We start from the raw sequence: 23,241 nt of genomic DNA on the forward strand, positions 1-23,241 counted from the left end.
GCGCCCGTTTATCGTTGCTGTTGTGTTGGCTGTCATCAAGCGTTTACCCCTTGGCGGCCACTTCAGTGAGGGCGCGCACCAGCGTGTTCTGCACCATGTCTACTTTGAAGGCATTGTGCTTGTAGGGCTGAGCACCGCGCACAGCCGCCGCTGCCGCCGCCCGGAAGGTGGCTTCGTTGGCGGGCTTGCCTACCAGCAGTTGTTCGGCCTCCTTCGAGCGCCACGGCTGGGCCCCTACCCCTCCTAGTGCTACCCGCGCTGAGCGGATGGTACCGCCCTGCACATCAAGCCCCACAGCGGCCGATGTTAGCGCGTAGGCGTAGCTGGCTCGGTCGCGCACCTTCATATACAGCGACTTGCGGGCGTGCTCAGCCTTGGGCACCGTCACGGCTACAATCAGCTCGTCGGGTTCCAGCACGGTTTCAATGTGGGGCGTTTTGCCGGGTAGGCGGTAGAACTCGGTGAGGGGCACGCGGCGCTGTTTGCCTTTGGCGTTTTCCAGCGTCAGCACCGCATCCAGGGCAATGAGGGCTACCGACAAGTCGCCGGGGTAGCTGGTGGCAATGCAGGCGTCGGAAGTGCCTAGGATAGCCAGGTTACGGTTGTCGCCCTCTTTGGCGGGGCAGCCGGTGCCGGGCTCGCGCTTGTTGCAGGGGAAAGCCGTATCGCGGAAATAGGGGCAACGAGTACGCTGCAAGATGTTGCCGCCAATGCTGGCCATGTTGCGCAGTTGCGCCGACGCCGCCAGCAGCAACGATTGCGAAATAGCTGGGTACTGGTCCACCACCAGCTTGTGCTCGCCTACGTCGCTCATGCGCTCCAGGGCGCCAATGCGTAAGCCGTCGTTGCTTTGCTCAATGCCCTTGAAGGGCAGCATATTCACGTCAATCAGCTGATTGTGGTTTTCCACGTTCAGCTTCATCAGGTCGATGAGGGTAGTACCCCCGGCAATAAACGCCGCCGATTTATCGTCGCGCTTGGCCCCGGTGGCTTCTTTGGCCTTGGTGGCCTGGAGGTAGGAAAAGTTATTCATGATTGATTACGCCTTCATGCTTTTTTCAGCTTCCAGAATGGCCGCTGTGATGTTGGGGTAGGCGCTGCAACGGCACAGGTTGCCGCTCATCCACTCCCGTACTTCGGCCTCGGAGCCGGCGTGGCCTTCTTTCACGCATGCCACCCCCGACATAATCTGGCCGGGCGTGCAGTATCCGCACTGGAATCCGTCGTGCTTCAGGAAGGCTTCTTGCATGGGGTGCAGCTTGTCGCCCTGGGCTAGGCCCTCGATGGTGGTGATTTCCTTGCCCTGGTTCATCACGGCCAAACTGAGGCAGCTCACAATGCGGCGGCCGTCTACGTGCACGGTGCAGGCGCCGCACTGGCCATGGTCGCAGCCCTTCTTGCTACCCGTGAGGCCCATGTACTCGCGCAAGGCATCGAGGAGGCTCACGCGGGGCTCCAGTTGCAGGGTCCGAACGGTGCCGTTCACTTTCAGCTGTACCGGTGACACGCCCGCTACTTTTTTGGAAAGTGCTGTGAGGCGTTCGGCCTGGCTGATAAAGGGCGGCGCCATTACCAAGCCCAGAATACCCCCGGCCTGCTTCATGAAAGTTCGCCGGGAACCGCCGTTGGGCGTAGCTCCGGGGGTGGTGCCGCTCTGGTCGGCCGGAGAATCGTTATACATCAGAAAGAAATGTTTTTAATAAGAAAAGGGGTGGCGGCTGCTACCCTCGGCAAGTAGCACAACGGTAGGCTACAAGTGTTGCTGAGAGAGGATTTCTGGAAATATCTTTACTTAGAATCTTTCTTAAGAAACAGATTCACAATATTTTATATTCCAAAAACAAGCAGCCTCTCGTCTACGGCTCTCCTCAAAACTTGGTTGCAAGCAATTGGATAGCCACCCTGTTATTAGCAGTCGGCAACTGATATCTTTGCGGGTCGGCGGCGCGTCATCTACTAGGGTTAGCGCCCTACCCAACTACCACTCAGTTACTTGCCTTTCGCTTTAGTATGTCTGTTTCTTTTCTGCGCTTCTCTGGTTTTTCGGCTTTGCTGTTAGTCGCCGCTTGCACCAGCAATAAAAATCTGGAGCAGGATAGCCCCCAAGTCAGTGCTGAGGCGGTGGCCCCTACCCTACCTGCAGCCCCTTCCAAAGCCAAGGCACCCCGCTTGGCGCAGTTGGATACCACCCATTTTTCGCCGCGCTTCGTCCGTAGCTTCCAGGAAACCAACAAGGCTGAAACCAGCTTCGACGTGCACGGCAGCTGGCTGCTGCTCAGCCCTACCGACTCGGTGGCCTTTCCGGTGGCCGAGCTGCCTGCCAATGCGCCAGTAGTATACGCTGCCACCGAAAAAGGCCGCGCTTACCGCCTCACGCTCACGCGCCGCAACTACTCCACGGTGCATTACGTGGCGGAAGCGCGTCAGGGTAGCAAGCTACTCAGCCGCCAAACTGGCCTAGCTGATTTGAACCCGAGCTTTTTCGCGGATATCGAAATTCCGAAAGACAGCGAAACCGGCCTACCCTTCAGCGCCTATGAGTTTCAGGCTGCCACACCGCAGCAGCAGGGTTTCGCCGTGCTCATCGGCCGCAGCCAAGACGCCGATAAAGCGCAGATCTACGGCGGCACACAACCCCAGCAAAACGCATGGCACAACGTGCCTACCCTGCGGCGGCAGTAGCGGGGTCTTAAGTGCTGAATAAAAGAAAACGTGTGTCATCCTGAGCGCAGCGAAGGACCTTCTCACGTGTGCACGAGTCGTTGGTACGTCAGTCGTTCGCACGTGATAAGGTCCTTCGCTGCGCTCAGGATGACAGACGTTTTCCTTTATTCACTAACTCACTATTTCACCTGTACACCACCTCACAACTCCTCCGCTGGGTGTTTGTCTTGGCGGCGGGGTTGTAGGAGTTTGGCAATCAGGCCGGTCCAACCGGTTTGGTGGCTGGCGCCGAGGCCGCAGCCGTTGTCGCCGTGGAAGTATTCGTGAAAGAGCAGATAGTCTTTGAAGTGAGGGTCCGTTTGCATCTGCTGGTTGTTGCCCATGGCTGGCCGCCTACCCTCCGCATCGCGCAAAAACAGCTTGCTCAGGCGCTCCGTTAGGGCGTCGGCTACGGCCAACAACGACACGTACTGCCCGGAGCCTGTAGGGTACTCCACCACAAAATCGTCGCCGTAGTAATGGTGAAACCGCTGCAACGATTCGATAATCAGGAAATTAACCGGAAACCAGATTGGCCCGCGCCAATTGGAGTTGCCTCCAAATAGGTCAGACTGTGACTCGCCCGGTTCGTAGCTCACCGTGAAGCTTTTGTCCTCGGTCTTGTACACATAGGGATGCTCCAGGTGGTAGCGCGAGAGGGCGCGCACGCCGTACTCCGAGAGAAATTCTGCCGTGTCGAGCATGCGGGCCAACAGGCGTTTCACGCGGTGGCCGCGCAGCAAGGACAGCAGGCGGGTAGCGCCCTCGCCCGGTTGCTGCCAGTGCGACACCAGCTTGGCCAGATCGGGGCGGTGGGTCAGAAACCAGTCCATGCGCGCCTTGAAGCGGGGTAGCTCCTGCAGCATGTCGTCGTTGAGCACTTCCACCGCAAACAGCGGAATCAGTCCTACCATGGAGCGCACCTTTAGCATCTGGCGACCCCGGTCGGGCGAGTTCAACACATCGTAATAGAACTCGTCATCCTCGTCCCAGAGCGAATACCCACCGCCTACCTTGGTCATGGCTTCGGCAATGTAGAGGAAGTGCTCGAAGAACTTGCTGGCCATATCCTGGTACACCGGATTAGTGCGGGCCAGCTCCAGGGCAATGCGCATCATGTCGAGGGCAAACATGGCCATCCAGCTAGTGCCATCGGCCTGCTCGATGAACACGCCTTCGGGCAGATCGGCGCTACGGTCAAACACGCCAATGTTGTCCAGCCCCAAGAAACCACCCTCAAACACGTTGCGGTTCTCGCCATCCTTGCGGTTCACCCACCACGTGAAGTTGAGCAGCAACCGGTGAAATACCGTTTCCAGAAAGCGTGTGTCGCCGTGACCGTGCCGGTTTTTCTGGTCGATTTTGTACACGCGCCACGTGGCCCAGGCGTGCACCGGTGGGTTCACGTCCTCAAATTTCCACTCGTAGGCGGGCAGTTGGCCGTTGGGCTGCATGTACCAGTCTTTGGTGAGCAGCACTAACTGCTTTTTGGCAAACTCAGCATCCAATATCGCCAGCGGCAGGCAGTGGAAGGCCAGGTCCCAAGAGGCGTACCAGGGATACTCCCACGTGTCGGGCATCGAGATGATGTCGCAGTTGTTGAGAGTGGTCCAGTTGTGGTTGCGGCCCTCCTTGCGCTCGGGTGGCGGAGGGGGTAGGGCCGGGTCGCCATCCAGCCATTGGCGCACGTTGTAATAGTAAAACTGCTTGCTCCAGAGCATCCCCGCGTAGGCTTGCCGCTGAATGTTGCGGGCGTCGTCGCTGTGCATATCGCGCTGCACCACCGCGTAATAGGCATCGGCCTCCTCGCTGCGCTGCTGCATCAACTGGTCGAATTCCGCAAAGGGCTCGTCTACGTTGGCGGGCGCCAGGCGCAGACGCAGCACCTGCTCACCACCGGCCGGAATGGTCAGGGAATAATGCACGGCGGCTTTGGTGCCGCGCTTCGCTGGGTTCACGGCCTGCTCGTGCCCGTACACCACGTAGTTGTTGATGCCGTCTTTGTAGTACTGCGCTTCCGAAGGAGCGTTGTAGAGGCGCTGGGTATTGGTCTCGTTTTCGCAGAAGAGCAGGTCGGGTTCCCCTTCATAATACAGGTACCGTTCGCCCAGCTCGCGGTGGTCGACGCTGATGCTGCCACCCGCCTCGGTTGCGTACAGCTGCGGGCAGTAATTGTCGTGCCCCCACGCCCAGGTGTTCCGAAACCACAGCTGGGGTAGCACCTGCACGGTGGCTTCTTCGGGGCCGCGGTTGCACACCGTAAGCTGAAGCAGGATATCTTCGGGCCCTACCTTGGCGTACTCAATGAACACGTCGAAGTAGCGGTTTTCCTTGAAAATAGCTGTATCCGGCAGCTCAAATTCTGCCTTGTGCCGGCCCCGGCGAGCATTTTCCTGCACCAGCCACTCATACGGAAACGCTCGTTGCGGATACTTGTAGAGCATCTGCATGTAGGAGTGCGTGGGGGTATTATCAAGGTAGTAATACAGCTCCTTCACGTCCTCGCCGTGGTTGCCCTCGGGGCCGCTCAGCCCAAACATCCGCTCCTTCAGGATGGGGTCTTGCCCGTTCCAGAGCGCCACCGATAGGCACAGCAATTGGTCATCGTCGCAGATACCGCCAATGCCGTCTTCACCCCACCGATAGGCTTTGCTGCGAGCCATGTCGTGCGTGACGTAGTTCCAGGCGTTGCCATCGGGGCTGTAGTCTTCGCGCACGGTGCCCCACTGCCGCTCCGAAAGGTAGGGACCAAAGCGCCGCCAGGGCGTTGCAGGGTCGTCGATCTGCGTTAGCCGGTGATGTTCGGGGCTTTGTTCTTTTGTGGTCATACGATTTCGCTTGCCGATTTATGGGTGCCCGCTCCCCTCTTCAACTATCAAATTAATGTGCTTGCACAGCCTGCCTAAAACCAATGCTCGTGCACCGTGGCCAAACAACGGCTATGGTGCACGAGCATTCATATGATTCATAACCAGGGTTAGCCATTGTCAGCAAACCCAGGGTAGAGCGTCATGCCGCCATCGGCAAAGAGCGTCGTACCCGTCACGTAATCCGACTCATCGGAGGCCAGCCAGGCGGCTACCTCGCCTATGTCGTCGGGCTGCCCGATACGGCCGTATGGAATCAGCTCCAGCAGTTTGTTGAGCGCCTTTTTCGTGCCCCAGGCTTCTTCGTTGATGGGAGTTTGGATGGCGCCCGGCCCAATGCTATTCACCCTGATTTTGTGTGGCGCCAGCTCTTGCGCCATGCTCTTCATCAAAAGCATGATACCGCCTTTTGAGGTGGCGTAGTTGACGTGCCCGGCCCATGGAATCACCTCGTGCACGGAGCTCATGCAGATGATCTTGCCGGCAGCTTTTGAAATTTCCGGCTGCACGCCGCGCTTCACAAACTCGCGGGCGGCTTCGCGAGCGCACAAAAATTGCCCCGTCAGGTTCACATTCAGCACGTCATTCCACTCGTCCAGGGTCATATCCAGGAAAGCGGCATCTTTCTGAATGCCCGAATTGTTGACCAGAATGTGCAGCGTGCCGAAGCGCTTTTTGATGTCCTCAAACATCGCCAGCACGTCCGGCTCTTTACTCACATCGGCGCGCACGGCGTAGGCCTTACCACCTATTTTTTCGATGGCTGCCACGGTTTCATTGGCGCCTTCTTCGTCGTTATGATAGTTTACTACCACCATTGCACCGTCGGCAGCCAAGGCCAGGCATACCCCTACCCCGATGCCCGAGCTGCCGCCCGTTACCAGTGCCACCTGATTGCGCAACCGGGGCTGCGCTTTCATTTCTATAGCCATATGCAAAGTCATAAAAAGAGAACGGAATAGTCCGTAGACTCCTAAATGACCGCACAGGTTACAGCAACCTAGCAAATACCGCTGCAGCGGTCAGCGCATTAGAAGGGGAAGTTGTACGTGCTGCACCCCCCTTATACAGGCGACAAACAGGCCAGCACGTCCTCAGCTGCGGCGCGCTATCTACTTCACCAGCAACAGCTTCTGCCGAGTCAATGCTTGGCCAGCTGGCTGCATCTCAAGTACGTAGAGCCCAGCAGGTAGCGCGGCCAACGAGTGAGTGGTTGTGCCTGCCGTAGCCTGGCCCGTATAGACCACCTGCCCCGCGCTGCTGATTACCCGGAAGCGGGCCGCGGTGGTCAGATAGAGGATGAGCTGGTCTGTTACTGGATTTGCGAAGTAGTTGGCCACATTTTCTGTTGGCAACGCCGCAATGGAGCGCACGGGCGACTCCGCCGCCCATCCATCCGTATCCACCTGCCGCAGCCGATAAGTGACTGCTTCGCCCCCAAGCGTAGTATCGAGGTAGTGATAGGCATGGGCCTGGGTGGTAGTACCATGGCCAGGTAGGCTACCGCGTAACACAAATGGACTACCGTTGGTACTGCGCCATATTTCAAACCGTGCGTTGTTTAGCTCGGTGGCCGTAGCCCAGCGTAGCAGCGCGCCGGTGGCACAGCGCTGCGCTGTGAAGGCTGTCAGCTCCACTGGCAACGGATTCTGGCTGGCCACGGGGCTGGTGCTCGCCAACGCAAACCAACTGAACGAGGTAAACTCACTGGACGTGATGGTGCCGCTGCTGGCCGTACCCGAGTAAGCGCTGCGGCCGATATTGCTCCAAACGTTGTTGTTGTTCTTGGCAATAACCAGGGAGCCGGCTTCGGGCGCATTCACCCAATCATCGGCGCCGTAGCTTACCGTGATGGTACCCGCAAAGTCGCCGGCAGCCGGGACAGGCGTAGGAGTTACCTCGAAATAGCGCACCCGACTCACCCGCGTCAGGCCACCGCTCAGGCTACCGATGCCACCTTCCTCTACCTGCGTGGCCGTGAAGGTGGTAGGCACAGCAAGTTTGCTGATAGTGAGCACGAGCGGTCGATACACACTACCGCGCAGCCCTACCCTACCCAGCGGAAACCGCAGGCTACCCGCACCACTGGCAGCATACGACATGGGGCCGTTGATAAAGCTTTCTGCACCGCCGCCACTGATAGCAGCCCCCGCTGCCAGGGTCAACGGATTCATTATGCTAGTGATAAGAGGCCCCGCTGTGAGTTGCAGCGTGCCATTCACAGTTACGGGAGTGGCCAATATCACCCCGCTGGGGTTATTGATTTGCAGCGTTACGCCAGCACTGAGGTAGCTATCAGTTCCCACAGCTCCCAGGGTAGTCCCACTGATATTTTGAGGCAATACCCCATTCAGCACCAATTGTCCGGTTGTCGGAGCACCTGTAGTGGTGGGCGCGAAGCGCAGCGCCCCCTGCATATTCAGGTTGCCGGCTACTTTTAATTCCCCCGTCACGTTGGGCGCAAATACAACCGTTGGCTCAATAATCAGGTCGCCCCGAATGAGCAAACCTGTGCTGCTACCCGTGTAGTTGGTGATGGTAGCGGCGGGGTTGGCGCGTAGCACCAGTGTAGGGTAGCTACGCCGGCTTAAGGAAAGCGCGGAGGAAGATGTATTGGTGGCGCGAAACTCCCAACGGCCGGCTTCGGTACCGGCAACAGGTGCTAGATTTTCTACCACCGTTGCGTGCGCACGGTTGGTATAGTGTTGATACGTGCCACCGTTGTAGATATACACCGTCGGATTACTACCGGCTACCGTCAGCGCCGCGCCGAGGCTGTTGGCGTTAGGGCCAGCACTGTTCGTCACGGTTCCTTTATTGTAGATAGCCAGGGCTACCTCGTTCGCGGCGCTGCGCGTCAGCGTCAGCGCGCTGCCGTTGGTGTTCAGGGCCGGTACTTCAAACCCAATTGGTTCTCCACCCCCAGGATTGACAGTCAGCGACTGAATGGAAACGGCAGGCTCTACCGTGGCAGTAGTGGTAGTGGCAGATTGTAACAGCACTTTGTAGCTGGCTGCTACAAACATGTGGTCCAGCACTACATCGGTGGCGGCACCTGGCACCACATCGTTGCTCCAGTTGGCTGCATCAAACCAGTAGCTAGTGCCAGCGCCACCGTCCCACCGCACGGTTTGGGTGGTTGTAACTGGTGCATTCGTCGTTCCCGACACAGCTACCCCCGCCGAAGTAGTACCGCTGGTATTGGTAATAGTGCCCGCGACGTTACCTGCTGCAGTGCTGCGCATCACTACGTATATCGTGCTGGTCAGACTACCCCCAACCGGCGTTCCGGTAGCAATGGAGGTAGCATAGGGCCCACCCGATGTCAGGGCCACCGCGTATCCTGCCGGCGCTGTCACAGTCACCGCGGCATTCAGGCTGCTTCCTGTCAAGCTGTAGCTCTGCTCATCCGAATCGGCTCCGGTGGTTGCTACAAAGTTGGTAAGGGTAGAAGGCGATGCGGTTAGCGTAGCGCCACAGTTATTGGCTGGTGTGCTGCTATTACGCGCTACTGGCGTACCCGTCGCGAAGTCCGTGCGGTTATTGTCGGTATCTGTGCAGCCATTGCTGCTTCTGCTCACGCTCGATGTGTTACTCGGTGCCAAGGTAGGCTGGCTGCCTTCAAAATCATTGGCAGAGCCGTAGCCTACGAAATCCACTACATTAGCCCCCGTAGAGCCCGTCACGCCTATGCTGCTGTTGGCCAGCGCTACCTTACCGGCAGTTCCGGCCATATTAATTTGCCCCGCTGCATCCGGCGTAGGTAGGTCAGCGCCGATGGTTCCGCTGCTGAAAAGCTGAACCAGATAATAACGACCAGGAGCAATGGTGCCAGTAAGAGCAAGGCTTGCTGAGAAAGCGCCAGTGGAAGCTGCGTATTGCACTGTCCAGCCGTTCAGATCCACAGTAGTATTACCACGGTTGAACAGTTCCACAAAGTCGTTCTTATAGGTAGCCCCAGTATTGCCACCGCCGCCGTACACCTGACTTATTACGATGGAGGAGCTAACGGCCGGCCTACTACTGCTGGCGTGTTGTGCCTGGCTACACCAGGGAATCAGCGCAAACAGCCCGGTTACGGCACACCATATTGCTAAACACTGTTTGCTCCACCGCTTCGCCCAAATTTTCATAACTACAGAAGATAAAATACAACTCACGCATGATAAAGGCTATGCCAAGCATAGTTATACAAAATATGGTCCAACAGTTAGCCGAACACACCTAGACACGCTAAAACACAAAAGCGCCTCAAGCATCTGCTTGAGGCGCTTTTAGCAAGAAGTGGTTACCCTACTCCTTTACTATTTTCCGGATTATCTTTCCAGTATTCGTCTCTACGGTTACTAGATACGTGCCGGTGCGCAATGTGCTCAGCGATACGCGGTTCGTAGCGTCGAGTGTGCTGGTCAGCACAATTCGGCCTGTCAGGTCTGCTACTGTCACGCGAGCCCCTACCAACGGCTCGTTAGCGCTGATGTTCAGCACATCGTGAGCGGGGTTAGGGTAGAAGGTTGCTTCGCGGGCGGCCTCCGTGTTGGTAATGGCGGCTACTGGCGAGTAGGCAAACGTACCATCCTCATCCACCTGCTTCAGACGATAGTAGGAAGTGCCCGAGAGTGGCTGCACATCAAGTGCCGAGTAGACCGTTGCGCTGGCTTTAGAGCCGTGTCCTTTCACGAACTGTAGCGCGGCAAATTGCTCGCCATCCTGGCTGCGCTGCACCTCAAACCCTTTGTTATTCTTCTCGCTGGCCGTAGCCCAGTCCAGCTTCACACCACCGGCCGTGAGTTTGGCAGCAAACGACTTCAGTTCTACAGGCAGCGGCGTACCGGGAGCTACATACGCTGGCACTGCTTCTGGAACAGTCGGCGTCAGATAGTTTTCAGCAGTTTGTACGCTGGTTGGGTTACCGTTAAGGGTAGTAATGTTATTGTACTCAAAAATGTAGAAGTAGTAGGTCTTAGCTGGGTCAAGCGTTCTGATAACTGCCTGGGCGTTTGCACCAGAGTACACAACAAAATAGCCAGAAGCAAACTCTCGCTCACCATACTCCTGGTTGCCGGTCACGTAAGGATTACCATTTTCAGGCAGCTTATTTAAAGCCGCTTGCTCACTGGCAATAATCAAACGCCCTTCGCCGTACCCCTGCGCAGCATAATTGCCGGGAAGATTAAAGTTGACAGTAGCCGACGTCCCGTTGCGCGTTACAGTAGCTATTACATCTCTGGTCGGACGCGTATCGATAGAAGAGCCTACCACCGCAAAGTTTGCAGCAAAAGCCTGAGGCGAACTGGTAGAAAAATCGTTGCTCTGGAACCGTAGGGTAGCGCTGGCACCATTCTGTCCACCCAAGTATGTTGGGGAGTACCGAACGTAAATAGTGCGGGAAATGCTGCTCGTCTGTGGGTCCGGATTCACTACCAGCGTATTCGAGAAGGTCGTGTTATCAAGCGACAACTGGAACTGCGGAGTATTATCAGGGTTCGAACGGTTTTCCTGCTGCAGGAACGATATAGTAACCGTTTGATTTACACGCTTACCGGTCAGCGTTAATCCTTGTGCCGTACCATTAGTACCAATAATTACCAACTCACGATTCGCATACGCCTGCTCGAGTATCAGCGACGGCTCGCTTGTACCCGTTACAGACAGGGACACACCTAATGCCGGGTTGCTGGTGTGTAGGATGGTATTGGTATTCGTTTGCGCAGCAGTAGGAAAATACCGCACATAAATCCGGGTAGCCGATAAGTCATTACCAGAGTTCCGTGCTACAACAATCGTATTACCCGTGGTAGTGAGAGCAGAGAAATTATTTGTAGTCGAGATCTGGAAGAAATTGGGGGCCTGTATCGTTACATCCTGCAACAGGTTTGTGCCTGTAATAATATAGGACTGCACTAATGAAGGCTGACCAGGCACTGCTTCAAACACAGCTAGCGTACCTTCTGTGTTGATCGTAGAGTTACCTTCTAATACAGGCGACGCTGTTACGTTCACCGTTTTCGGCAACGCATTACCACTACCCACGCTAATAGTACCGTTGAAAGCTCCAGATGCTACGGGTCCTACCAGTCGCACCTCAATAGTGCGATTAGATACAGTTCCGTTTACGGGCGCAAACGATAAGGGTGTATTAACAAAGCTTCCGCCTGCCAATTGGTCACGAATAACGATGTTACTATTTGAAGGTGTGATAATCAGGTTCTCGGTAAGGTTGGTTCCACTCACGTCGAACGTGAGGGTAGTAGACGAGCCGCTACCCGATGCCGTACCGAAAGCCAGATCTGTAGGAGCTGCGTTAACAGTTGGGCCCGTAGGAGCTGCTGTAGCGGTAGCCGTTAATTCCACAACTTTATCGCCCGCCCCAGTTGACGCCACACGAATGCCGCCTGTTATAGTACCGCTTGTGGTAGGCAGAAAACGCACCTGTAATGTTGTTTGTGCTAATGTGCCGTCAACAGGCGTCAGCGTAATTGCATTGTTGGTGAAACTCCCCGTGTTCCCAAGACGAATTTGATAATTTGTATTGGGTGGAGTAACGATAACATCAGCAGTCAGATTATTACCACTAACAGTAAAGTTGCTGGGGGTAGAGGCCTGCCCTACTACTGTGGATCCTCCGAAAGTAATAGAAGGCGGTGCTACCAGTGTAGAAGGAGGCCGCACCTCGCTTGTACCGCTAAGCGATACATTTCTGGTTTCCGAACCTGAACTGGATACTGTTAGAGTACCACTATAGGTTTTCGCAACGGTAGGCGCAAAAATGACGTCAATTGCTGTGCTTGCTACATTGCCGTTTGATTGCGTCAAAGTTGTGGTTAATGAGTAATCTTCGGTCCCTTTGCGTAGCAAGAACCCATCTGGCGCAGTAAGAACGATATTGCTTGTCAGACCAGCTCCGCTTACCGTAAGTCTTGAAGCAGCTGAACGCTCATTTACATAAGTGTTATTGAAATCAATATTAGATGTTGAAATGCTGATACCCGTTTGTGAGCCAACTAGTTCTATATCATCAATACTGTATAAAACTGTAGCGCCACTAACTTTACGAAAACGAATAGTAAGGGAATTAACTACTGGAATAGCCGACGTTATCCTCAACGCATTCCAACCACGAACAGAGACATTGGTGCTTCCATTAACGGGCTCGTATGTAGCAGCAGTGAATGAGGTTCCATTCACACTTGTTTCAACAACAAAATTGTTTCTTAAGGTACTAACTGATTGAGTACCAGCTCTTCCACTGGGTATATAGAGCGAGAACGTAAGCTGGCCACCACTAATAGGACCAATTATATCACTTATAACGAAAGTCCTTTCGGTCGAAGTACTAACTACTGCTCCATCAACGAATGCTCCGAAAGTGATATTCCCACCATTAGAGGCTCCAGCTAGTGGATTAGTCACGGGAATGATGCTTTCATCGCCACCTATTGCAGTGCCAGAATAAGTGAGTAAGCCCTCATCAAAATAGTTTTCAGTTTCGGCTGTGGGAATATCATCACCTGCCAGTACCAAGCCCATAGTTTCCTTAAATACTGTACGAGCTTGCGCATTAGCAATACTCGGCACCAGTATACATATCAATAACAAGGCAAGTAGCCTATGAAAACTGACCTTGCTCCAAGGTAAACTGTACAATTTTTTCATAACGAGTGGAAAAAGGAGGTTCTTTTGGAATATGCTTTTTTAAGGAGCATAAGGTTTGTGCTTCTACGAAATAGGTTCAGTCTATATCATAAGTATTTAATGAAAATTTATGATTTATTCAATAAACACTATCAAAACAGACCTTTCCGTTCTTCCTACTTAAGGAGCCATAATTCATGCCAAGCCCCATAATGAGGCGTGAGCAGCACTTGCCGATACTCTATGTAAGATTGATTTATAATGCCTTACGTTATGACTCTTCCCGAGCTAAGTACAATTACTGGAAAGGACATAAGTTTTGACTGTGCAAAATAGGGGATATAACTTTCCCAATCACACAGCTTCACCTAATTAGTATTTCTACTCCCAGAGTGGATACAGTTCGAGGTTTACCTCTTGCCCAAAGAAAATGCGTGTACTCTCCTCAAAACTGCGCGTAAAGTCGGATACGTAGAAGTGGTGTTGTGAGCGAGCAGAGGTCGGAGCCAGCAGCTGATGTTCTATTAATAATTCCTTTAATGCCAGCGCTACTACATCAGAAGGATCCAGCACATCAATACGATCCTGGTAAAACTGAGTTATCTGCTCCCGAATCAGAGGGTAGTGTGTGCAGGCAAGTACTAACGCTTCAATAGATTCCAGCGAGGTATCGGACAGGTAGTTTTGGATAACGCTTTCACTGATAGCATTATCGAAGAACCCCTCCTCTACCATCGGCGCCAGCAAGGGGGTAGCCAGGGCGTGCAGCTCAATTCCAGCAGCCAAATCGTCAATCTTTTTTCGGTAGACGTTGGAACCCACTGTTTGCTTGGTCCCAATCAGGCCAATGGTGCGCCCGGCATAGTGCTGCCCTACGTACGCCACAATCGGATCTATTACATTCAGCACCAGCGCCTTGCTACCTACATATTCGCGCACTAGCTCGTAGGCCGCTGCCGAGGCTGAGTTACAGGCAATCAGAATGACCTTGCACTGCTGCCGCAACAGCACATCGCAGATCTTCACTGAATACGCCTGAATGGCCGCGGTTGACTTATCGCCGTAGGGCAGATGCGCCGTATCGCCAAAGTAAATAAGCCGCTCGTGCGGCAATGCCTGGTTTACGGCCCGGGCTACCGTGAGGCCGCCAATACCACTGTCGAAAATGCCGATGGGGCGTGAAGAATTGAGCGGAGAAGAAAGGAGTGCCATACGGGCACCAAAAATAACGGCTTTCTTCCAGTCCTCTATCTTTATTGATTTGTCTGCTAGGCGTTACTATTTCCAATCGGGATAGGTTGCATTTTCAAACAGCCGCACTCGGTTGGAACCGTTCAATTCAACTGTCCACACCTCCGGCACGGAGCGCGCCACGTTATTCACTTGCACGAAGATAATTTTACTACCATCTGGTGCATACTGCGGCAGTATGTCGTTGAACCCAATGGGCTTGCTGTTATTGGTGCCGTTACTTGCATTCGTGCCCGCTGATATATCTACTACATCGCTACCATCCAGGCGCTGCGAAAAGATATGCGCGTTGAGCTGCCGGCCGGTAACGTCGTCGAATCCGTCTACGTCGCGGGTGTAGAGCAGGCGGCGCCCGTCGATACTAAACGAGGGCGAATCGAGGCGGCCGGGCAAGTTTCCAACGGCAAGCGTCAGGCCAGTACCGTCTGGTTGGAGGTAATACAGCTCAGCATCGTAGATACTGACGCCTACGGTTTGTACCACAATACGATTGCCTTGGCTGGTCCAGTCGCACTCCCGGAAGTGGCGGTCGGGAGGCGCAGTGGCTACCAGCACCAGGCCTGTACCATCGCGGTTGATTCGGTATAGCTTGTTGTAGCTGCTGTATAACAGCTGCGACCCGTCTGGCGACCAACAGTAGCCCGTGCCGAAATTGAAATAGCCTTCTATAGGTAATTGCGTCACTTGACGCGGCTCAGACCCATCTCGGTTCATCGTGTACAGCTGATACTGCCCGGTGGCGTTGGAAGCATAGGCTATCCGGTCGCGGTTGGGACTTAGGCGGGGCGCAGTTTCTACGAAAGCAGAAGTGGTGAGACGTAGCAGCGTGCTGCCGGTGGCATTAGATGAGTAGATGTCTGTATTGCCGTTTACCTGGCGGGCATACAGGTAGCGGTTATCGGGCAGCGCTTCCGTGGTGAAGCTCCATAGGTTGGAGCGCGTGGCGGCGCCGTTTGCGTTTCGTACCGTTACCTGCCAGAAGTAGGTGGTATTGTAACGTAACCCCGTGGCGCGCACGGTGGTGTCGCGCGAGTTGGTGAGCAGCTGACGGCGGACGGCGGAGTTACTTTCGTAGAGCAGCACATCGTAACGTAGGGAGTCGCTGAGGGGTGCGGGGCGCACTGGGTGCCACTCCAGCGTGACGTCGGGACCGGGCACGGTAGCTTGGTCGGCGGGCGCGGGCCGAGTAGGTGCGGCGGGCGCAGCAGCAGCCTGGCTTTTCGTGAGAATGATGGCTACCTGAGCCGTCTGATTTTCCTCTACCGTAATGGTGGTGGTGGCCTGCTGATATTCAGTTTTGGAAGCGGTGATGGCGACGCGCCCGGTAGGTACTCGCTCCAACAGAAAATTTCCCTGGGCATCGGTTACAACGGCCGAGGTAGCGGGCGTTGTGCTGATAGCCACGTTGGCCAGAGGTTGGTTGGTGCGGGCGTCGCGTAGCACGCCTGCTACGTTTCCATAATACACGGGCTCTACTGGGGTGTCTTCGCAGGCGCTGAATGCTAGCCAGCAGAAACAATAAAAAAGCCACGTGTACCAGGTTGCGCGTACAGGAAGAAGCATTACAGCAGTACTATAAAAGAGTGGGTGGTAGGCAGATAGACGAGGCAAACAGTAGCCTGTCAGGCGACAGCTGCTACTGCTATTCATAAGTTAAGGGGTCGGGGTGGTTTGCCCCACTGAATCGCGGGCCAGCAGCACACCAGCGCGTGTGTATATGCGCAACTGGCCGGTGTAGGCGCTACCTGCATTTACTGCCACGTGTGACAAGCGCACCGTTTGCCCGGGCATCACCTCAAACTCGCCACTTTGCCGGCTTGTTGCTTGTCCGCCCCGACTTCTTTTTGCCACCTGTAGCTCGTAGCGGTAGCTGGCTGGCTGGCTGCTCTGACTACGGCAGTAGCCAGTGATATGCAGTTCGGTTTCGTCATGCTCCAGTAAGAGTTTCGCCTCACAAGGTATTTCCCTACCCTGATAGGTCAACAGGCAGCCAAGCACCAATAAGTGTAGTATAGATAACAGCATAGGCGAACCAAGTAAGCGGTTTGTTTTTCAGCAGTAGTGAGTGGATCCTTTGGCAACTATTATCGAAATCAACTAGTCCTGTACATAGGACCCGGCGACGCGACCCGCAACGGAAAGACCAACCACATGGGCTGGTCTTTCCTGGGTTACTGGGCGCAACGTTACTGCCCGATTTTGCCCTGCTCGATGCTCAAGCGAATGCCGTTGCCACGCATTTCGATGCTGTAGCCTTGCGGCACCAACGGGCCTGTATCGCGGGTACTTAGTAAGTTGTTGTTGCCTTCCTGCAACAGGCGGTACTCTACATTGGACGTCTGGGCCTGACGGTTCACCATGTTTCCGCTACCCTTTTGCACTAAAGTAGTCAGGTTTTGGTCGCCGGTTGTCTCACTCACGGCCGCATTATCTTGGCCTTGCTGGGTGATACGCGTGGTGTTGCCCGTGCCCGTTTGCACAATGTAGGCTTTGTTCAGGCTGCCTACCTGCTCAATGTAAGCCCGGTTGGCTTGGTTGCCTGCATTCTGCTGAGTGGTGAGAGCCGTATTGCTGTTGCCTTGCTGCACAATTTCTGACAAGTTCTGCAGGTTGGCAGTCAGCGGCAAGGGCAAATTTTTCCAGTTAGCACCCAGGTCCTCTACCAGACGCTGCTCAGCCGTTGCGGCTTCACTACGACCAAGCTGCTGGGCAAGTACGGGATGGGTGCCCCAGCTCAGCAGGCTGCTCAATGCCAAAAGCAGTGCATATTTCATAGGTGATTTTTCAAGGAAATGGCGGTTTCACTCTTCCACTACAGAAACCGTAGCCGGGCGCTGCTCCCCGGCGAGAGACGTACGCGCCCGGCTAGTTAGGTGTAGGGTGTGCGTGTCACACACCTCCTCGCTTAGCGACGATCCTGCGAAACGTAAGCGGCGTTGTTGTTACCACCTTGCTGAATGGAGCTGCGCTGGTACTGGTCGCCGGAGAGTATCACACCGCTGGCCAGGGTTTTGCCCTGAAGCGTCACGGCCGTGTTATCATTACCCGTCTGCTGCTGCACGGCGGTGCTGTAGTTGGTATGCTGGAAAACATCCCCACTGTTGCGGTTGCCCTGTTGGTCTTGAGAAGACAGGTTGTTGTTGCCGTACTGGTTGAGGTTGGCAATGTTATCGTCACCTGTACCAGAGCCTACCCCCTGCTGCCGCTGCTGGGCCCAGTTGTTGTTGCCGTTCTCCGTGCCGCCAGGAGTATACGAACCATCTACTTGGTCTACGTTGATGCCCGCCTTATTACGGCGACCATTTTGCAACTGAATCGTAGTGTTTTGGCTGCCCCATACAATAGCCTGTGCCTCGTTGTTACTACCTGTTTGCACTTGCAGGCCGTAGTTGCGGTTACCCTCGCGCTGGTAGAGCTGGGCGTTGTTTTTGGTGCCGCTTTGGTCTACTACCGCTACGTTGTTGCTACCAAGGTCTTTAGCTGGCGCGCCCGCAGCCTGCCCCTGAATTACCACTGAGCAGTTGTCGATAGAGCCTAATGCCGGAGCATTATAATTAGGATTAGGATTGCTCTGATTTACGGGCCGAGCGTTTAGAGCAATTGTTTCGCAGCCGATGCAATCATTTACATTACGAAACTCAGCGCGGGTTCCAGTTTGTGCATGAGCGGCCCCAGCCAGTAACATAGCACCCGCAATCAAAAGTTGAATGTTTTTCATGGTGTTCAAATAGAAATATGGTGGGATTCAACGGCAGATATTTTCTGCCGCTTATGCGGTACTCGTGTGCTCTTTCCGGAAGAACAAGTCAAATATAGAATTCATAATCAAAACCGCAAACGATTTCGTATTGAAATAATATTTTTTATTATAAAAATAATTATACAATTGAAAGCTTATGGTACTACTCCTGTCTACAGTATCAAAACAGTACAATTCCATTGTTTTTACCATATTGATTTCACCTACTCTTTGTAGGCTTTGCTCCGTTTTTTTGGACTGCCCACCATGTAGGTAAGCCCCACTTGTAAAGAGGTAGTATTATCGTTGTATTGCCCCACAGCCGCGCCATCTATATTATCGCGCAGAAATAAACGGCCGTCGGCGCTACCCGTGGCGTACCACTTCCCACTGAGCTGATATTCCAAACCCACGCCCAGGGTAGCGTGGGGCACTACCCCACGGGGCCCAGCGTCGTTACCGAGGCCGTGTTGGGTGGCTCCACCGGCTAGCGTCAGGTAGGGCGAGAGCCTGTCGGTAGGCAGCACGCGCATTTGCACCCCTGCCTCAGCGTAGAAAATCGTTTGGTCGAAGAAGCGTTGCGTGGCCAATCGGCCACCGCCAGCCGCTACAAAGGGTAGCCAGCGTCCGCCTTCCAACTGGTACGACAGCTTGCCCTGTACCGCAGGGGTGATGCGTGGGTTGGCAAAGTCGCCGGCGTAGCGCTGGGCGCCCGCCGTGAGGGTAGCATGCAAAGCGGGGTGGCGCTCCAGTACCTGCCTACCCAGCACATCGTACCGCAGGCCGTACTCCCGCTCCCGTACGTAAGCCATCATTTTGCTACCGGTGCGTTCCGTAGAATCCTGCACCGACCACAGATTCAGCTGGATACCTTCGAAAACAAGGGCCTGCACGGCCTTTTCAATGGCATCCTTCACGGCCATTTCGCTGGGCTCGTTGTAGGTGAAGCCCGTTTCGGTTTCTAGCAGCCGTTTGAACTTCACAAAGCGAAATAGGCTGGCATCCACCTGCTGCGACAGAATGGTTTTAGATGTGTATACGGTCTTCAGAATCTGGCCGGTACTGGTACTGATGGCTCGCAGGTATACCGTCACGCGGTCCTGCCGGTACTGCCCCGAGGCGCCGGCTCCAAAGTAGCGCAGGCCAGCTCCACCCGTCAGCATATTGGCGTCGTAGGAGATGATACCGCCTTCCAGAATCACGCCCGCAAACAGCAAAGGGGGTAGGGCGGGCTGCTTCACACCCGTTTGCTCGGCAAACTCGGCGCGGGTAGAACGAATGATTTTACGCTCGTTGAGCAGGTTGCCCAGATTTTCGCGCTCGATAGGGTCAAACCACCCTGACTCCTCCAGGGCTTTCAGTAGGATGGTGGTAGCGCCCTGCGTAATGGCTGTAGAAAAGCTGGAACCGTTGAGCTGGGGCTTGTACTGGCCGGTCTGGTCGCGGAATTTGTATACGGCCACCACCGTACGGGACTTAGGCGCTGGCAGATCCCGCATTTCGCGGTTGCCGTTCACCTCGGCACCCAGCCGGGCACGCTCCGTGCTGAACGGCTGATGAAAATAAGGCGTGCAGCCCGCCAGAAGTAGACCGCATGCGATAGGTAGGTAGTGGAATAGACGTAGCTTCATAGGGGGGTGGGAGACGGAGGCGGTCAGGCAAAACAGCGGGGTGGGTAGGGCCCGCGGCTTACGGAATGTTGGGGATAGTAACGGTCGTCTGGTTGCCGGTTGCCGGGTCGGAAATCTGAATGACCACTCCCGCACTCCCCGGTGTCACCTGAATCTGGTAACCGCCTACCTGGTAGGTACCTGCTCGTACGCTGCCTCCCTGCCCAAACTGCGAGGTAATGAAGCGGTCGGTCAGCTGGCTCAGAATCTGCCGGTTGAGGCCCGCCGCGAAGTCAGCCAGCGGGTCGGTGGGGGTTTGCGCACGGCCGGCGTTCGGGTCTTTGTTGGTGTCCTGAGCCGTGGCGGCGCTCAGCATCCAGGAATAGTTGAAAGAGTTGCCGCCCCCAAAGTTTGGGTTCTTCGGCTCATAAATAAAGTCCTGCGCGTGCGCAAACCCCGGCAGCAGGTACACACTCAGCAGAACAAGACAAACGCGGAGTATTCTCATGGGTAAAATGAATGAGAGGGTGGGAAATAAAGGCTGATGTTGAGGTAGAAAAGCAACTAATACACTTCTAAGACGCGCCGCTCGCCCTGTTCTAGCTGACGGCTAATATCCTGGCTGATTTGCAGGTATTCCACTGCCAGCGCAATAGCCTGTGCGGCGGCTTCCTCTACTAGTTCTTGACGCGGCTGCAACGGAAATTCGAGCAAGTCTTCGTTGTTGACGCTCAGTGCTACCAGAGCCGAGTTGCCGCGCGCCGGCCGTTCGCTGATGGTTACTACAAAATCCTGTATGCCCACAGGAGCTTCAAAACCGGCATAGAAGGCATCGTAGAAATCGTGGCCGATTTTCGTCACCGTTTGGTCTACCACCAACCCGCTCGACTCGGGGCCGCCGGTGGGTGCTCGGCTAGACTGAAGAGAATCGGCGCGGAGCAGCAGGCGCAAGGCTTCCTCTACCTTTTTGGGGGAGAGCTGCTTACTTTCCTGCTTGCCCGGCAGCTTGGAATCGGCCTTCGTGGGTTGATTTGCCCGCACCGGTGCCCGGCGCTCGGCCTGACCATAGACAGCAGGCATTCCCAGCAGCCCTACCCAATACAGTAGGATACAACATGCCCGACGTATAACACAACCTCCCAGACTATTCATAAAATTGTCTTATTTTTATCAAATAGGACTTATCCCAACCTATGCTGTCCTTTTGTTCTGTTTTATTAATGATGACTAACCACCTTATAAACAGCCTGAACTGCCAGCACTCATAAATATAATTGTCTAAAAAAATAATACAAATCCCTGCACTTTTATTTGCACTGTATTTATCAATTAAACAATATATAATAAAATAAATTATATTTATATACCCCTGTTTCACGTTTTATATAGCAGGGGTAGGGAAGCGCCGGTAGTGACAGCCCACATGCCGGGGCCGGAAAATGGTCATTCTACCTTGGGCTGGTCAGACGAAATCCGGTAGGGCAGGCGGCTTTCGGGTAGTCCTTGCCTTACCTTTGTACCATGAATCTGCTTTCCGCTGAGAATATCTCGAAAAATTACGCCGACCGTTGGCTGTTCCGCGACCTGAACTTTGGCCTACAACAAGGGCAGCGCGTGGCGCTGGTTGGCATCAATGGCACTGGCAAAACCACGCTGCTGCGCATTTTAGCCGGTATTGAGCCCGGCGACACCGGCTCGGTGAGCGTGCGCAAGGATACCCGCGTGGCCTTTTTGGGTCAGCAGCCGGTGTTTGATGAAAACCTGACGGTAGAGGAAACCATCTTTGCCAGCCAAAACGCTACCCTGGCGGCCATCCGCGACTACGAGCACGTGGTGAACGACCCCAACCACTCGCCCAACGAGCTGCAACGGGTGCTGGAACTGATGGATGCCCACAACGCCTGGGACTACGACTCGCAGGTGAAGCAGATTCTGGGTCGGCTGGGCATTCTGGGCGAGTTGCTGGCGCGCAAGGTCAGTAACTTGTCGGGTGGACAACGCAAGCGCGTGGCCCTGGCCCGCGTGCTGATCGAGGAGCCCGACGTGCTAATCCTGGACGAGCCCACCAACCACCTCGACCTCGATACGATTGAGTGGCTCGAAAACCGTCTGGCCTCCCCTACCCTGACGCTGCTGATGGTAACCCACGACCGCTATTTCCTGGATAAAGTAGCCAACGAAATTGTGGAGCTGGACCAAGGCCGCGTGCACCGCTACCAGGGCAACTACTCCTATTTTGTGGAGAAGAAAGCCGAGCGCGAGCAAATGGAAACCGTGGAGGTGGAGAAGGCCCGCAACCTGCTGCGCAAGGAGCTGGAATGGATGCGCCGCCAACCTCAGGCCCGCGGTACCAAGCAAAAAGCCCGCATCGACGCGTTCTACGAAACGCAGGAGAAAGCCAAAACCAAGATTGGTGGCCCGCAGCTAGAGCTATCTGTGAAAACGACCCGCCAGGGCGGCAAAATCATTGAGGTAGAGCACTTGCACAAGCAGTTTGGCGACCATGTGGTGCTGAACGATTTCAGCTACGTCTTCAAGAAAAAGGACCGCATCGGTCTGATTGGCCCTAATGGCGCGGGCAAGTCTACCCTGCTCAACATGCTCACGGGCCGCTTAGCCCCCGATTCGGGCACGGTGGATGCTGGTCAGACCACTGTATTTGGCTACTACACCCAAACCGAGCTGGAGTTCGATGACTCGCAGCGGGTAATTGATATTGTGAAGGAAGTGGCCGAGGTAGTGGAAATGGCCAATGGCGACGTGGTGACGGCGTCGCAGTTCTTGCAGCACTTCCAGTTTCCGCCGGCTCAGCAGTATACGCTGGTGAGCAAGCTGAGCGGAGGCGAAAAGCGCCGCTTGCAGCTCTTGCGCGTGCTCATCAAGAACCCCAACTTCCTGATTCTGGACGAGCCGACGAACGATCTGGACATCATTACGCTGAATATCCTGGAGGATTTTCTACTGAACTTCCAAGGGTGTCTGCTCATCGTATCGCACGACCGCTACTTTATGGATGCACTGGTGGAGCACGTGTTTGTGCTGGAGCCGGGCGGCGTGATGCACAACTTCCCCGGCAACTACACCGATTACCGCGAGTGGCAAAAGGAGCACAACACGGCTGAATACCAGCAGCAAGCTGCCAAAACGGCGAAGGCCGCCGCAGGCGTGGCGCCGGCTGCCACCCCGGTTGCTCCTGCCCCTACCCCAGCAGCGGCCCCCAAACGCAAGGCCTCCTTTGCCGAGAAGAAAGAATACGAAACCCTGGAAGCTGATATGGAGAAGCTGGAAACCGAAAAGCAGCAACTCATAGAAAAGCTCAGCAGCGGTACCGGCACTCCACAAGAGCTAGCCGACTGGGCTGCCCGTCTCAAGAAAATCGATTCGGAGCTGGACGAGAAGGGCGAGCGGTGGCTGGAACTAGCCGAGATTGTGTAGA

Annotated in this window: 16 protein-coding genes; 2 read left to right on the plus strand and 14 right to left on the minus strand. The window is 55.0% G+C overall.

The genetic code is table 11. From position 1 onward, the window contains the following. Nucleotides 1–43: 43 nt before the first annotated feature. Nucleotides 44–1,033 carry an FAD binding domain-containing protein gene (locus tag MUN82_RS11595; RefSeq protein WP_245090380.1) on the minus strand — a complete coding sequence of 330 codons (990 nt, stop codon included), beginning with the start codon at nucleotides 1,031–1,033 and terminating at the stop codon, nucleotides 44–46. A gap of 6 nt (nucleotides 1,034–1,039) precedes the next feature. Next, nucleotides 1,040–1,681 carry a (2Fe-2S)-binding protein gene (locus MUN82_RS11600; RefSeq protein WP_245090383.1) on the minus strand — a complete coding sequence of 214 codons (642 nt, stop codon included), beginning with the start codon at nucleotides 1,679–1,681 and terminating at the stop codon, nucleotides 1,040–1,042. Nucleotides 1,682–2,010: 329 nt separating this feature from the next. Here MUN82_RS11600 and MUN82_RS11605 point away from each other — a divergent pair, with 329 nt between their 5' ends. After that, on the plus strand, nucleotides 2,011–2,682 hold the full coding sequence (locus tag MUN82_RS11605) for a hypothetical protein (RefSeq protein ID WP_245090385.1): 672 nt from the start codon (nucleotides 2,011–2,013) through the stop codon (nucleotides 2,680–2,682). 182 nt (nucleotides 2,683–2,864) lie between these two features. Here the strand turns inward: MUN82_RS11605 and MUN82_RS11610 are convergent, their stop codons facing one another. The 12 genes from MUN82_RS11610 to MUN82_RS11665 all read right to left on the minus strand — a co-directional run bounded on the left by MUN82_RS11610 (nucleotide 2,865) and on the right by MUN82_RS11665 (nucleotide 20,885). Then, nucleotides 2,865–5,531, minus strand: a complete 2,667-nt coding sequence (locus MUN82_RS11610; RefSeq protein WP_245090388.1) for an MGH1-like glycoside hydrolase domain-containing protein — start codon at nucleotides 5,529–5,531, stop codon at nucleotides 2,865–2,867. Between the two features lie 149 nt (nucleotides 5,532–5,680). Further along, nucleotides 5,681–6,502, minus strand: a complete 822-nt coding sequence (locus MUN82_RS11615; protein ID WP_245090391.1) for an SDR family oxidoreductase — start codon at nucleotides 6,500–6,502, stop codon at nucleotides 5,681–5,683. A gap of 180 nt (nucleotides 6,503–6,682) precedes the next feature. Further along, on the minus strand, nucleotides 6,683–9,703 hold the full coding sequence (locus MUN82_RS11620) for a lamin tail domain-containing protein (RefSeq protein WP_245090394.1): 3,021 nt from the start codon (nucleotides 9,701–9,703) through the stop codon (nucleotides 6,683–6,685). 160 nt (nucleotides 9,704–9,863) lie between these two features. Then, the gene (locus tag MUN82_RS11625) at nucleotides 9,864–13,226 is read right to left on the minus strand and encodes a T9SS type A sorting domain-containing protein (RefSeq protein ID WP_245090397.1); all 3,363 of its coding nucleotides are present in this window, start codon (nucleotides 13,224–13,226) and stop codon (nucleotides 9,864–9,866) included. A gap of 360 nt (nucleotides 13,227–13,586) precedes the next feature. Then, the gene (gene murI, locus MUN82_RS11630; RefSeq protein WP_245090400.1) at nucleotides 13,587–14,417 is read right to left on the minus strand and encodes a glutamate racemase; all 831 of its coding nucleotides are present in this window, start codon (nucleotides 14,415–14,417) and stop codon (nucleotides 13,587–13,589) included. Between the two features lie 66 nt (nucleotides 14,418–14,483). After that, nucleotides 14,484–15,923, minus strand: coding sequence for a carboxypeptidase-like regulatory domain-containing protein (locus tag MUN82_RS11635; protein WP_245090403.1), 1,440 nt, complete (start codon nucleotides 15,921–15,923; stop codon nucleotides 14,484–14,486). A 186-nt stretch (nucleotides 15,924–16,109) separates the two neighbouring features. Continuing rightward, nucleotides 16,110–16,481: a curli-like amyloid fiber formation chaperone CsgH gene (gene csgH / locus MUN82_RS11640; RefSeq protein WP_245090406.1), complete on the minus strand. Its 372-nt coding sequence runs from the start codon at nucleotides 16,479–16,481 to the stop codon at nucleotides 16,110–16,112. A 161-nt stretch (nucleotides 16,482–16,642) separates the two neighbouring features. Further along, nucleotides 16,643–17,230: a hypothetical protein gene (locus tag MUN82_RS11645; protein ID WP_245090409.1), complete on the minus strand. Its 588-nt coding sequence runs from the start codon at nucleotides 17,228–17,230 to the stop codon at nucleotides 16,643–16,645. A gap of 131 nt (nucleotides 17,231–17,361) precedes the next feature. Then, nucleotides 17,362–18,174 (minus strand): hypothetical protein, encoded by an 813-nt coding sequence (locus MUN82_RS11650; RefSeq protein WP_245090412.1) that lies wholly within the window; start codon nucleotides 18,172–18,174, stop codon nucleotides 17,362–17,364. 245 nt (nucleotides 18,175–18,419) lie between these two features. Beyond that, a complete protein-coding gene (locus MUN82_RS11655; protein WP_245090415.1) occupies nucleotides 18,420–19,826 on the minus strand; it encodes a CsgG/HfaB family protein in 1,407 nt (468 codons plus the stop codon). A gap of 58 nt (nucleotides 19,827–19,884) precedes the next feature. Further along, a complete protein-coding gene (locus tag MUN82_RS11660; protein ID WP_245090418.1) occupies nucleotides 19,885–20,313 on the minus strand; it encodes a curli production assembly/transport component CsgF in 429 nt (142 codons plus the stop codon). A 56-nt stretch (nucleotides 20,314–20,369) separates the two neighbouring features. After that, a complete protein-coding gene (locus MUN82_RS11665) occupies nucleotides 20,370–20,885 on the minus strand; it encodes a CsgE family curli-type amyloid fiber assembly protein (protein WP_245090421.1) in 516 nt (171 codons plus the stop codon). 441 nt (nucleotides 20,886–21,326) lie between these two features. Between MUN82_RS11665 and MUN82_RS11670 the strand changes: the two genes are divergently transcribed. Further along, nucleotides 21,327–23,240, plus strand: coding sequence for an ABC-F family ATP-binding cassette domain-containing protein (locus MUN82_RS11670; protein WP_245090425.1), 1,914 nt, complete (start codon nucleotides 21,327–21,329; stop codon nucleotides 23,238–23,240). Nucleotide 23,241 lies beyond the last annotated feature (1 nt).

This window comes from Hymenobacter aerilatus, assembly GCF_022921095.1.
GTDB classification, from domain to species: domain Bacteria; phylum Bacteroidota; class Bacteroidia; order Cytophagales; family Hymenobacteraceae; genus Hymenobacter; species Hymenobacter aerilatus.